This window comes from Rossellomorea aquimaris (genome assembly GCF_008180865.1).
In the GTDB taxonomy this organism is placed as follows: domain Bacteria; phylum Bacillota; class Bacilli; order Bacillales; family Bacillaceae_B; genus Rossellomorea; species Rossellomorea yichunensis.
In genome coordinates this window covers 328,912-341,166 of the sequence record NZ_VTEX01000006.1, presented here as the reverse complement: position 1 = coordinate 341,166, position 12,255 = coordinate 328,912, and the positions used below count along the sequence as shown (strand labels likewise).

14 protein-coding genes are annotated in these 12,255 nt (G+C 42.4%); 11 read left to right on the top strand and 3 right to left on the bottom strand.

Translation table 11 applies throughout. The features are described 5' to 3' along the window. Window positions 1-17: 17 nt before the first annotated feature. The 10 genes from FZC88_RS21800 to FZC88_RS21755 all read left to right on the top strand — a co-directional run bounded on the left by FZC88_RS21800 (window position 18) and on the right by FZC88_RS21755 (window position 8,054). Window positions 18-269, top strand: coding sequence for a hypothetical protein (locus FZC88_RS21800; protein ID WP_148996436.1), 252 nt, complete (start codon window positions 18-20; stop codon window positions 267-269). Between the two features lie 761 nt (window positions 270-1,030). Beyond that, window positions 1,031-2,449, top strand: a complete 1,419-nt coding sequence (gene treP / locus FZC88_RS21795) for a PTS system trehalose-specific EIIBC component (RefSeq protein ID WP_148996435.1) — start codon at window positions 1,031-1,033, stop codon at window positions 2,447-2,449. A gap of 344 nt (window positions 2,450-2,793) precedes the next feature. Next, window positions 2,794-4,479, top strand: coding sequence for an alpha,alpha-phosphotrehalase (gene treC / locus FZC88_RS21790; RefSeq protein WP_148996434.1), 1,686 nt, complete (start codon window positions 2,794-2,796; stop codon window positions 4,477-4,479). 235 nt (window positions 4,480-4,714) lie between these two features. After that, on the top strand, window positions 4,715-5,080 hold the full coding sequence (locus FZC88_RS21785; protein ID WP_187443723.1) for a YwqH-like family protein: 366 nt from the start codon (window positions 4,715-4,717) through the stop codon (window positions 5,078-5,080). Beyond that, the gene (locus FZC88_RS21780; RefSeq protein ID WP_148996432.1) at window positions 5,077-5,355 is read left to right on the top strand and encodes a DUF5344 family protein; all 279 of its coding nucleotides are present in this window, start codon (window positions 5,077-5,079) and stop codon (window positions 5,353-5,355) included. Before FZC88_RS21785 ends, FZC88_RS21780 begins: the two co-directional genes overlap by 4 nt. Window positions 5,356-5,371: 16 nt before the next feature. Continuing rightward, window positions 5,372-6,835: an LXG domain-containing protein gene (locus FZC88_RS21775; protein WP_148996431.1), complete on the top strand. Its 1,464-nt coding sequence runs from the start codon at window positions 5,372-5,374 to the stop codon at window positions 6,833-6,835. Between the two features lie 33 nt (window positions 6,836-6,868). Next, window positions 6,869-7,114, top strand: a complete 246-nt coding sequence (locus FZC88_RS21770; RefSeq protein ID WP_148996430.1) for a hypothetical protein — start codon at window positions 6,869-6,871, stop codon at window positions 7,112-7,114. Continuing rightward, window positions 7,107-7,415, top strand: a complete 309-nt coding sequence (locus FZC88_RS21765; protein WP_148996429.1) for a DUF4176 domain-containing protein — start codon at window positions 7,107-7,109, stop codon at window positions 7,413-7,415. The genes FZC88_RS21770 and FZC88_RS21765 overlap by 8 nt, the downstream gene beginning before the upstream one ends. Further along, entirely contained in the window at window positions 7,405-7,794 is a 390-nt protein-coding gene (locus tag FZC88_RS21760) for a DUF4176 domain-containing protein (protein WP_262372016.1), read from the top strand. Before FZC88_RS21765 ends, FZC88_RS21760 begins: the two co-directional genes overlap by 11 nt. 11 nt (window positions 7,795-7,805) lie before the next feature. Next, window positions 7,806-8,054 (top strand): hypothetical protein, encoded by a 249-nt coding sequence (locus FZC88_RS21755; RefSeq protein WP_148996427.1) that lies wholly within the window; start codon window positions 7,806-7,808, stop codon window positions 8,052-8,054. Between the two features lie 134 nt (window positions 8,055-8,188). Here the strand turns inward: FZC88_RS21755 and FZC88_RS21750 are convergent, their stop codons facing one another. Continuing rightward, the gene (locus FZC88_RS21750; protein WP_148970388.1) at window positions 8,189-8,794 is read right to left on the bottom strand and encodes a Cif family virulence factor; all 606 of its coding nucleotides are present in this window, start codon (window positions 8,792-8,794) and stop codon (window positions 8,189-8,191) included. 118 nt (window positions 8,795-8,912) lie between these two features. Here FZC88_RS21750 and treR point away from each other — a divergent pair, with 118 nt between their 5' ends. After that, window positions 8,913-9,635 carry a trehalose operon repressor gene (gene treR, locus FZC88_RS21745; RefSeq protein WP_148996426.1) on the top strand — a complete coding sequence of 241 codons (723 nt, stop codon included), beginning with the start codon at window positions 8,913-8,915 and terminating at the stop codon, window positions 9,633-9,635. A 437-nt stretch (window positions 9,636-10,072) separates the two neighbouring features. Here the strand turns inward: treR and FZC88_RS21740 are convergent, their stop codons facing one another. Beyond that, complete coding sequence (locus FZC88_RS21740; RefSeq protein WP_044338399.1) at window positions 10,073-10,750, bottom strand: response regulator; 678 nt, start codon at window positions 10,748-10,750, stop codon at window positions 10,073-10,075. A 30-nt stretch (window positions 10,751-10,780) separates the two neighbouring features. Further along, on the bottom strand, window positions 10,781-11,923 hold the full coding sequence (locus tag FZC88_RS21735; protein ID WP_148996425.1) for a sensor histidine kinase: 1,143 nt from the start codon (window positions 11,921-11,923) through the stop codon (window positions 10,781-10,783). Window positions 11,924-12,255: the final 332 nt, after the last annotated feature.

Here is a 12,255-nt window from a genome sequence, read left to right as displayed (position 1 = left end):
TATTAAGGAGGGGTACTTTGGAAGCTTTGATGTATGTGTTCAATATTATTATTGCTGTCTATCTATTTATGGATGCCAAAAAGCATGACAAAAATCCATGGTTATGGGGGATCCTTGGGCTGCTGTTCAGTTTCATCACATTAGGAATCTACTGGATCATAACTGGCAGGAAACTTTTGGGATGGTTGATCCTCATCGCCTATATCGTGTGGATCATATTAGGGTTTATTGGCGTAGTTGCAGTTGGTATGTTTGATGCCCTAAATTAACTAAGATTGAAGGTTAATGGAAGATGTCTGCTTTGTTTGGCAGATGTCTTTTTAACATTCGAAAGGAGGTTCCATATGTGGGAGGGATATACCAAGAAGGTAGACAAAGGTTTCGAACTGGTTTATTTCAGGCTCACTTATAGAAGGAAAATGATTCGAACCCTTTGGATGACCCTGCTACTCCCAGTTTTGTATTTTCTTTTAAGATTTATCGGGCTGGACCTTTTCTACACCTGGATCTTTCTCGCGGCCTTCTCTCTTGGTCATCTGGCTCAACTATTTTATACCTATTATATGTGGAACAAATATGAGAGAGATCGTAAAGGATAGATTCTGATTGGAGACACTTTCCCTGGTTACAGGGGGTGTCTTCTTGTTGTTTGGGATAAAAAGGTGGAAGTTATAAGGTCACTCAACCACTTCTTCAATACTCCATGTTCCTTTTCTTTTATAAAAGTGAAATCAACCACAATCTCCACATACAAGTTTTGTTTTGACTACCTTCAAATGAAAACGCTACACTTTTCCATTGACAACTTGTATATACATGAATACAATAAAAGTACATCTTGTATATACAACAAGATTCCTCTTAAATGAAAGCGTTTCGCTTTATCGGAAGTTTTTTACGAAAGCATAGAGAGAAGCGTTTTCCACATACTATTTAGGGGAATTCCATTAATAGAAATGAAAGCGGGTTCAAGACAAATTTCGACATTTTTCGAGAATTGTCATGCACCATACCTAAAGGAGGGAATTTCATGAGCGTGAAACGTGAAGACGTTCTGGAAATTATTGAAGCGATTGGCGGCAAGGATAATATCCGTACAGCCACTCATTGTGTGACTCGTCTTCGATTGGTATTGAATGATGAGAAAAAGGTGGATAAAGAAAGATTAGAGGCGATTGATCTTGTGAAGGGTTCATTCTCTTCCAACGGTCAGTTCCAAGTTGTCATCGGACAAGGTCTTGTAAATAAAGCGTATCAAATTTTAGCAGAAGAAACCGGGATTGAGCAGGCTTCAAAGCAGGATGTTAAGGATGCCGCTACTCAAAACCTGAATCCATTGCAGCGTGCGATCAAGGTACTGGCGGATATCTTCATTCCGATTCTGCCGGCGATCGTGACAGCCGGTTTGTTGATGGGTCTGAATAATATTTTGACCGGGCCGGGGATTTTCTTTGATAAAGATACTTCAGTCATCGATGTGTACCCGCAATGGGCAGATCTGACGAATATCATTAACTTAATCGCGAATACCGCCTTCGTGTTCTTACCGGGACTCATTGGTTGGTCAGCGGTTAAACGGTTTGGTGGTAGTCCACTGCTCGGTATTGTATTAGGTCTTATGCTTGTACATCCGGATTTACTCAATGCTTGGTCTTATGGTACAGCTGAAGAAATACCGACATGGAACCTGTTTGGTCTGGAAGTCGACAAAATTGGTTATCAAGGACAAGTATTACCGATCTTATTTGCTTCCTTATTATTAGCGAAAATTGAAAAGTTCCTGGATAAACGGGTTCATGACTCGATTAAATTGTTAGTGGTTGCTCCCGTAGCCTTACTGATCACTGGTTTCGCATCATTCATCCTGATCGGACCTGTGACATTCTTCCTTGGAAATATGCTGACAGACGGCGTTATTTGGGTGTTCGATCATGTTTCCTGGTTAGGTGGACTATTATATGGTGGATTGTACGCAGTGATGGTTATCACGGGTATGCACCATACGTTCCTGGCTGTCGATTTACAGCTTGTATCGAACGCAGGTGGAACGTTCTTATGGCCGATTCTGGCACTATCGAATATCGCTCAAGGTTCTGCAGCACTTGCCATGATGTTTGTGGCGAAGAAAGAAAACGAAAAGCTCCGCGGGTTGGCAGGAACCTCTGCCCTATCGGCTTATCTTGGAATCACAGAGCCTGCTATGTTCGGAGTTAACTTACGATACAAATATCCGTTCATCTCAGCATTGATTGGTTCTGCCATCGGAGGGATCTTGTTGGCAATGACAAGTACGAAAGCATTCTCCATCGGTGTCGGAGGACTGCCTGGTATCCTGTCCATCAAATCAGAATACTGGGTACCATTCGCAATCGGAATGGTCATCGCCATCGTCGTACCATTCGTACTGACGATGATCTGGTCAAAATTCAGCAAAAACGAAGTATCCTAATAAATAGAAAAAGAAAACAGTTGTAACAACTTGTATATACAAGTTAAACTAAGGGGGACAAATCAATTCTAACCACAAGCCTGTTCAGGTTATGTGCAGTGGATGATTGTCTCCCTTTTGTTTAGTTGTTTTAAGGGACGGACCTCCGAAAAGCTTGCAGTAGTGCGGAGTGTCCAGTCTCATTAGTGAAAAATTAGAGGAATATGTGTTGGAGGTCCGTCCCTCTTGACTGACCTTAAAAAAGCAAAATCGCAGAACAATCATGTTTGACGGCCATGGTTGTATATAAGCGAAATCGATTGAGGTCCGTCCCTCAAAATTATATTTAGGATGGTGTATAAGGTATGAAGCAGCCTTGGTGGAAGAAGTCGGTTGTGTATCAGATTTATCCGAAGAGTTTTTATGATACGTCGGGGAATGGCGTTGGGGATATTAAGGGGATTACGGCGAAGTTGGATTATTTGAAGGAGCTTGGGATTGATGTGGTGTGGTTGACGCCTATTTATAAGAGTCCTCAGCGCGACAACGGATACGATATTAGTGATTATTTCAATATTCACGATGAGTATGGGACGATGGAGGATTTCGATGAGCTATTGGAACAGGCCCATCAGCGAGGAATCAAGATCATCATGGATATCGTGATTAACCACACATCAACGGAGAATCAGTGGTTCGTTGAGTCACGAAAGTCGAAGGACAACGAGTACCGTGACTTCTACATTTGGAAAGACGGCAAGCCGGATGGTTCCGAGCCGACAAACTGGCAGTCCAAGTTCGGCGGCAACGCCTGGCAGTATGATGAGGAAACGGGTCAGTACTACCTTCACCTCTTTGACGTGACCCAGGCTGACTTGAACTGGGAAAACGATGAAGTCCGCAAGAAGCTATATGACATGATGCACTTCTGGCTGGAAAAAGGTGTCGACGGCTTCCGCCTGGACGTGATCAATCTCATCTCCAAGGATCAGGACTTCCCTGACGACGACGGTTCGGTCGCTCCTGGAGACGGACGCAAGTTTTACACAGACGGTCCCAAGGTCCATGACTATATGCAGGAAATGAACAAGGAAGTCTTCTCTCAATACGACATCATGACGGTCGGGGAAATGTCTTCCACAACGATTGATCATTGTATTAAGTATTCACGCCCTGACCGGAACGAGCTAAGCATGACGTTCAACTTCCACCATTTAAAAGTGGATTACCCTAACGGGGAGAAATGGTCGGTCGCTGACTTTGATTTTCTGAAGCTGAAGGAAATCCTCTCTACCTGGCAGCGTGAAATGCATGAAGGCGGCGGCTGGAACGCCCTATTCTGGTGTAACCATGACCAGCCGCGCATCGTGTCCCGCTATGGAAATGACGGTGAGTACCGTAACGAATCGGCGAAGATGCTGGCAACGACGATTCATATGATGCAGGGTACCCCTTATATTTATCAGGGTGAAGAGTTCGGGATGACGAATCCGAAATTCACAAGCATCGATGAATACCGTGATGTTGAGTCGATCAACATCTTCAATATATTAAAAGAGCAAGGTAAATCTGAAGAAGAGATTTTAGAAATTCTGCGTCACAAGTCACGTGATAACTCAAGAACGCCTGTGCAGTGGAACAGTGATGAAAATGCCGGATTTACAAGCGGCTCTCCTTGGATTCCTGTGGCGAAGAATTATACAGAAATCAATGCAGAACAAGCCTTACAAGACGAAAATTCAGTCTTCTATCACTATCAGAAGCTGAACCGCCTTCGCAAAGAATACGACATTATCGTGGATGGTGACTATCAATTGATTTTAGAAGATCACCGAGATATTTTTGCGTATGTCCGAAACGGTGAAGGTGAAAAACTACTTGTGGTGAACAACTTCTATGGACATGAAACGGAATTCACTCTTCCTGATGAGGTCGATGTTGAAGGCTGGTCGAGCGAAGTGTTGTTGTCTAACTATGAAGATACGGCGAATGTTTATAAGAACATAACATTACGTCCTTACGAGTCTGTTGTGTTTCATATTAAAAAGTAAAAGATAAAAGGCATTGTTCCGACAATGCCTTTTTCTAATGCTACAAAATCATTTTTAAAATAATAGGTGTAAACAACCATATTATGGGTATATAGTATGCAAAAAGGCTCACTCTTTTCACATGAATTCTTTCAGGAGAAATTACCCATTTATCCCGACCTCTTCCATTTGATACCATATACTACGTATGCCTTACCGAATATACAAAAAATGAATATATAAGGGGATGAAAGACGTGTCCTATTTATCCTATTTAACTTCACAGCTTCACGAAAAAAAAGAACAACTTATCCGACTAAAGAATGCTTATTCTTCCGTCAATCAGCTCCAAGGAGAATTTCTCCGGCATCAAACGAGCATTACTCATCCCGAACTCACTTCTTCCACTTGGAAGGGGACATTAGCCAGAAAGTTTATCGAAGTCCGCGAAGATGTCATATTATCTTATAAAGATATGTCTCAAACCCAGATGGACACCGCCATCATGAGCATAGAAGATAAAATTTCCTCGATTCGGTCACAGATTCAATCACTGGAAATAAGCATCGCAAACGAACAAGAGCGCATCGAGAGGGAACTTAGAAGGGAGGAAGGAATGTGAGTCAGGATATTAAGCTGCGGTTCTCCGATATCAATGAAGCACTGGCTGACATACAAGCTGCCTCTGAATCATTTGAAACGTCACTCGCCAAAGATATCGCCTCCTCCAACCAATTGGATGTTGTCAGGAGATTGAATGAATTAAGTCATCTGTTCGAGGAAGTGGCAAACGTATATAAAAGCGTATTAACCGAAAACAATCAATCTGCAGGCAAAGCCATTGAAGATTTTCAAGAAGTGGATCACACGATCTCGGCTTCCATCATGTCACGCTAGGGGGAGAAACCGGACCATGAAAATGCTTGATAACCAATCGCTACATAGTGGTATTGAAGATTTGTTAAATAAACTGGAAGCACAGAAGAAACAACTCGATGAACTCCGGCGGGCTGTCGGTACCTTTACTGGATTGCAGGAGTCATTCAGCGGAAAAGGCGGGGAAGCCATCCGTTCGTTTTATCAGGATATGCACATCCCCTTCCTGACCTTTTACTCCCTTTCCCTTCAAAACTATGAGAGGACCCTTTCAAGCCTTAAAGGAGCTTCCATTGAACTGGAGTCTGATTCCAATGGGTTGATTCGTCAAAGTTTTTTGGATGGAGAGTTAACCGATGGGTTGAATAAATCCGAAACCGTCACTTGTGACCTCGTGGATGAAACAAATGAAACGTTGAACTCCATTAGTGATATTGTCCATGTCCCCCACATTCAGGACCAGCGATTCCTGGGTGATACGAAGAGGGCTCATCAGGAAATCACTCAAACCATTGATCACTTAACCTCTTTTGACGCTGACCAAACAAAAGCCCTGGATACAGTGGACCATGACATTCAGCTGATGAAACGTTATATTTATGATATACAGGGAATGTTTAAAGGCGGAAAACTCAGCGTGTCGGAATACTCGGGTACTGAGCTTGATCAATCATTTCACCGTCATCCATTGATGAATACACTGGAGGAAAGATTGAATTCTCGTAATCTATTATTATCAATGTTTACGATTCCTGGTGAGTATGGATCACTGGAAGAGCTTTTGATGCTCCAAACCAATCAAACCTCTTATAATAACGACTTAGCCGTAGCTGGTAATGGAACTGCCCAGACCCAATACGGTTTCTGCCCTCGACCGCCGAGCACCACTGTCAGCTATGGGAAGCCACATGAAGATATGATGGGATCCGATGGGGTTGGAAATGCAGGGGCGTTATTTTCTGCTGATTTGAAAGAAGGAACCAGTGAAGCCAAACTATTTGCTTCGATGGTGGACACGAAGTATATGGATGATGTTCCCGAATTTGTCGATCAAAAGGTCCTTTATACCGATATGGGTGCTGCAATGCCATATACTCCATTAGCTTTTGGTAAATCGGTCCTTATGGGACAACAAATAGGCTTCAAAACGGAGGCAGGTATCTCAAAGTCCAGCTTTTCACATGACAATTCACCTCTTGGAGGGGATATAAGCTTTGGCCAGGGTGAGGCAAAGGTCAATTATGAGAATTATACTGCCAGTGCCGGGGCCGAAGTGAGTGCAGCAAAAGTCGAACTAAAGCTCGAGCCTCTAAATTTCTTCGGGTATGAACCCTTGGAGGAGTGGTTTGGGTTTGAGTATGATCCTTACGTAGGTGTCGACCTTTCCCTCGGCAGTGCAGGAGCCAGTGCTTCCGTAGGTTTAGAAACCAGCATATACGCGGCCTTAGGTATCGGTGTCGGAGTAAAGGGCGGATTCGAGGAAGACAAGGAAGACGAGTAAGGAAAATCAAGAAAAACGGGTGATATTGAGTTCATGAATACAAACAAAAAAAACGTTAAGAAAGCAGTACGCTTCGCATTATTATTTTATGCTATTTTTATAGGGTTAAGCGGAACCATTATGTTTTCCGTTTTGCTCCTTTGGGTGATTCCGAAAGATCAACTCTCAAATGTAAGCCTACCTCTGTCCATGATGGCTTTATTCATATATGGGACTTGTGTGGCGGCTCTAGTGATTCGATCAAAATTCTTCAAGAAAGAGGTCATTGCTAATGAATAATTCAACCCCCACCCTTCTACCGATCGGAACCGTCGTCAAATTAAAAAAAGTAGAGAAGCCGGTCATGATCTATGGACGACATCAGATACAAAAGAAAACAAACAATATTTTCGATTATATAGCCGTTCCTTATCCGGAAGGAAACCTGACAGACGAATTCAATGTCTTCTTCAATCGTGAGTTGATTGAAGATATCATGCATCCAGGGTTCGTTTCACCTGCCGAAGAATTAATGAGAGAAAAAGTAGAAGCAGAAATACAAAAAAACCAAAGAAATGAGAACAATCATCGTGAGGACTAAATATCTTTTTATTTTATTTGTACTGGTATTTTCTTTAATTGGCTGCAGCCAGACTCAAAGTAATCAACCTGAGGAAACTAAGGAAGAGAAGGTTCAGGAAGATGAACTTGATCCTGCAAAGCTCCTTCCTATCGGAACCGTCGTAAAGCTGAAACAGGTTGAAAAAAGCGTCATGATCTATGGGTATAATCAAATTCAAAACAGCACAAATAAGCAGTTCGACTATATCGGCGTCCCTTATCCGGAAGGAAATATTTCGCCCGACTATAACGTATTTTTCAACCGTAATTTAATCGAGGACATTCTACATAACGGCTATGTAACGGATGAAGATAAAAAAATTCGTGAAGAAGCCGATCGCGAGGATAACACTTACTAGGAGGTTTATCGATGTTCACAGACAATCCATCCATTAGAAAAATCGTACGGACCGGCCTGCTTGTATTCGCAATTATGGCCTTCATCAGTGGGACACTGCCACTGGCCATCATCAGTCCTGCCCTCCTTTCAGGCAACCCTATGCCTGATCAGTTTCCAGCATTTGCGATCATTGCCGTTGTCAATTATAGTTTTGCTATCGTTTTACTCTTGGTGCGGTCAAAATTTTTCAAGAAAGATTCAGATCAGCGTATACAATAGTAATCCTTATACATGAATTAGTTAACATTTATTCTACCTGTAGGAAAAAAAAGCTAGTCAGAGCTTGATGAACTATTCAACCGTTATCAACGATTGAAATGAAAAAAGGCTGCGCGCTAACGCAGCCTTTCATCTTATTCCGTTGCTTCCTCTTCCCCTTCACTAGCCAAGAAGAAAATCGCTGCAACCTTCCATCCATCTTCTTTATTATGGAAGACGGTTACCTGCTTCCCTGAACGGGTCACTTCCTTATCGCTGTTCGGGTCTTTCGTTGTCGCTTGGATATCAGAATAAACATCTGCTTTTTTTCCAGATGCATAGTTGATGATCTTCACGTTTTCCACCGTACGCTTTGAATCGACGGAGTCAAAGATTTGTTTCACATAGCGCTCTTCGTCTTCGTATTTGAAATTCACCGGTGTCTTCGAGATGACACTCATGTATGATTCGAAGTCTTCTTCGTTAAATGCCGTGATATATTGATTAAAGGCTTCGTTGATCGCCGTTTTCTCTTCTTCCGGGATACCCTCTGCTTCTTTCAGCTCGCTCGCATCCTCAACGATTTGTGTCATTTGATTCAGGGATGCCGCTTCGTCTGTTGCCGGGTCTTCACTTGGCTTTACCTCTTCCGTACTGTTTGTGTTCTCTTCCTTCTTCTCTTCGTCTGCACCACAAGCACCCAATAGTAACGTACTCATGCCAATTCCCAACATGATTTTCTTCCAATGCTGTTTCGACAATGCTCTTCACCCTTTTCTAAAATTTGCGCTATCTCCATTCTATTGAAAATATTCACAACACTCAAGTTCAATCTCATTTCTTCCTATTAATTATGGTAAAATACTAGCAGGTGATATTATGACGAAAAGCAATAAATACAAACAAATCTTCGAGGATCTCTCTAAAAAAATACAGGATGGCACCTATACAGCGAATTCAATCCTGCCATCGGAAAACGAGCTCTCGGTGATTTACGCCACTTCACGTGAGACTATTCGTAAAGCGCTTACATTATTGGCTCAAAAAGGGTTTATACAAAAACTGAGGGGAAAAGGGTCCCTTGTGCTCGATGTGTCGCGGATGAGCTTTCCGATTTCAGGGCTTGTGAGCTTTAAAGAGCTGCAGACCTCCATGGGTCGGGATCAGATCGAGACGTCCGTGCATGAATTTGGACTGATGCGTGCCAATGACCAGGTCGTTTCCCAGCTCGAGACTTCTGCAAACGCTGAAGTCTGGAAAGTCGTCCGCTCCCGTCAAATCAGCGGGGAAAGGATTATACTGGACAAATCCTATTTTCTGAAAGAACAAGTCCCTTTGTTAACGAAAGAGATATGCGAGAACTCGATTTATGAATATCTGGAGGGTGAACTCGAGCTCCCAATCGATTTTGCCAAAAAAGAGATTGTCGTGGAAGAATGTACCGATGAGGACCGGGAGTATCTTGATTTAGATAAGTATGATCACGTGGTTGTCGTGAAGAATTTTGTCCATTTGAAGGATGCAACATTGTTTGAGTATACGGAATCGAGACATCGGTTGGATATGTTCCGGTTTGTTGATTTTGCGCGGAGAAAGCATTAGGATGGATCCACTTCCTGGTCGGGAAGTGGCTTTTTTAGTGGTACACTGTATTAACAATCAAGCATCTGCCTGTTGTCGGAGATGGGAATCGGTACTGGTTGAGCCATATTCGTAAAGAATATTCGACAATGAGGATCAATTATTTAAATTTAGGATTAATAAATCAAAATGAGGATCAATAATTCCCAGACAGGATTAAAAATCCGAAATAGGAATCGAAACCAACTCAAATGGGATTAATTCCTCCACAGGGGTTATCCTCGGATTAGGAAATCACCCCTATATTCAGCCTTCAGTCCCATTCAAGATCCCATTCCAGCTAAAACAGACAATCCAATGGCCCAAACCTATCCAAAATTCCAATCAAAAAGCGGCCCTCCACCAAGAAGGGCCGCTCTCTCAACAACAAATTAACAATACGCATATCTCTCTAAACGTTATCGTACTTCAACCCAACCGTTCTTGATCGCAGTCACTACTGCCTGGGTACGGTCGTTCACGTTCATTTTTTGAAGTATATTACTTACATGATTTTTGACAGTTTTTTCACTGATATATAATCCTTCACCAATACCACGGTTACTCTTACCATCTGCAAGCATCTGCAGTACTTCACACTCGCGGCGCGTTAATAGGTGAAGCGGGCGGCGAACTTCGGATTGTTGGAATCCACCTGAGTTTTGGGCGTTTGCCAGGCGCTTGTATTCAGCAACCAGATTATGCGTCACTTTAGGATGTACATATGAACCGCCATCAGCGACAATCTTAACAGCGTCAACCAGTGCCTCTGAATCCATCTCTTTTAATAAATAACCTAGAGCTCCTGTTTTCAACGCATGGTTTACATAGTTTTCATCATCGTGGATGGATAGGATGATTACCTTCGTATCCGGGTATCTGTCCATCAGTTCACGTGTTGCTTCTACGCCGTTTGTTTCAGGCATATTGATGTCCATCAAGACAACATCTGGTTCGTGTGTTTCAACTAGGTTCATGGCTTCTGAACCGTCATCGCCTTCTGCTACTACGTTGAAAGAAGGTTCGAATTCAAGGATTCGTTTAACTCCCTCTCTGAAAAGCTGATGATCATCAATGATAACAATATTTGTTGCCATGTCTTTCGCCTCCCTAAACCTTGGAAAAATTTACTTATTAAGCGGGACCTGGATCAGTATGACCGTTCCTGTCCCTACTTTTGAGTCAATCGTGATGTCTCCTTCAAGAAGGTCGACACGTTCTTTCATCCCCATGATGCCAAAGGATCCCGTTTTTTGTTTCTCTTTATCGAATCCTTTGCCGTTGTCTTTGACAACAACTGTTATTTGGTCTTTCTTTACTTCTACCTTAACTTGAATATGTGTCGCTTCAGCGTGCTTAAGTGCGTTCTGAACACTCTCTTGTACTAATCGGAAAAGAGCGACTTCGAATTTTGAAGGAAGTCTGATATCGAGCCCCATATTCACAAACTGAATGGAGGTCTCCTGGTTATACTCTTCGATTGTACTCAAGTATTTTTTGAGGGTCGGGATTAATCCCAGGTCATCGAGCGCCATTGGTCTTAAATCATAAATGATGCGACGTACCTCATATAATGCTGAACGGACCATCCGTTTGAGATCACGAATTTCCTTAACAGCATCATCTGTGCTTTTTTCCCGAAAAACCCGCTCGATTAAATCTGAACGAATCAAGACGTTGGCCATCATTTGTGCAGGACCATCATGAATCTCACGGGATAAGCGTTTCCGCTCGTCCTCTTGTGCCTCGATGATTTGAAGGCCGAAATCCTGACGCTGCTTCGCATCCTCCAGCGCCTCATTCACTTGCCTTAAGTCACTATTTAAATAATTAAGAACGACGGATATTTGCGAGCAAAGATTTTCTGCCCGTTCAATCGTGTCCCCGAGTGCGTGTAACCGTCTTTCCAATTCATCCCGACGGTCTCTCAGCTGCTTTTCTTGCTGTCTATTCATGGATAGCTTCATTTGCAGGTCATGAGCTTTTTCATACGCTTCTCTAACCTGATCTTCTGAATAGGTTTGAAAGTGCTTGCTTACTTCAGAAAGTCTGAGACGTGCAAACTTCGATTTCTGTTGGAGGTGATCTCCTTCATCAATCACTTTCAAGACCATTTCTTTCACTTCCAGCAGTTCTTTCATCAAATCTTCATAATCAGTTCGACATTGCTCGCCAATCTGGAAGATTTCATCCTTACTTTCGTCAACCGTATCGACCATCTTTTTCAGGATGCTATCTAACATCTTGGTGTCTATTTTTTTAAGTGACACGGTACACCTCTCTTTTGTTCCACAATAGTAGTCAACCCAGAATTAAGGTTCATGAAGTTATTCTTACATAGTAATAATCGGATTATATCTTATGATTTTCAGTCTTATGGATATGTCCTTAGACCTAAAATGCATCTATTTAATAATCCCTTTTATCAATTCCATGTAAAATCATAAAACTCCTTTATTCATCTAGGCATATTCCTATGTAATACCTCTACCAAGGAATCTTGATTTCAGAAAAGAAGAAAATGAATGGTAATTTTCTAGACCATTCGGCTTCCTGTCCGAGGCTTTGGAACAACAGAAGTATTACTTTCAGCGTCCATTAT

What these genes read in the sequence shown, in the direction of transcription:
- treP (WP_148996435.1), top strand. Translation starts at nt 1,031, where the DNA reads ATGAGCGTGAAACGTGAAGACGTTCTGGAAATTATTGAAGCGATTGGC.
- treC (WP_148996434.1), top strand. Translation starts at nt 2,794, where the DNA reads ATGAAGCAGCCTTGGTGGAAGAAGTCGGTTGTGTATCAGATTTATCCG.
- FZC88_RS21775 (WP_148996431.1), top strand. Translation starts at nt 5,372, where the DNA reads ATGAAAATGCTTGATAACCAATCGCTACATAGTGGTATTGAAGATTTG.
- FZC88_RS21770 (WP_148996430.1), top strand. Translation starts at nt 6,869, where the DNA reads ATGAATACAAACAAAAAAAACGTTAAGAAAGCAGTACGCTTCGCATTA.
- FZC88_RS21765 (WP_148996429.1), top strand. Translation starts at nt 7,107, where the DNA reads ATGAATAATTCAACCCCCACCCTTCTACCGATCGGAACCGTCGTCAAA.
- FZC88_RS21755 (WP_148996427.1), top strand. Translation starts at nt 7,806, where the DNA reads ATGTTCACAGACAATCCATCCATTAGAAAAATCGTACGGACCGGCCTG.
- treR (WP_148996426.1), top strand. Translation starts at nt 8,913, where the DNA reads ATGACGAAAAGCAATAAATACAAACAAATCTTCGAGGATCTCTCTAAA.
- FZC88_RS21740 (WP_044338399.1), bottom strand. Translation starts at nt 10,750, where the DNA reads ATGGCAACAAATATTGTTATCATTGATGATCATCAGCTTTTCAGAGAG.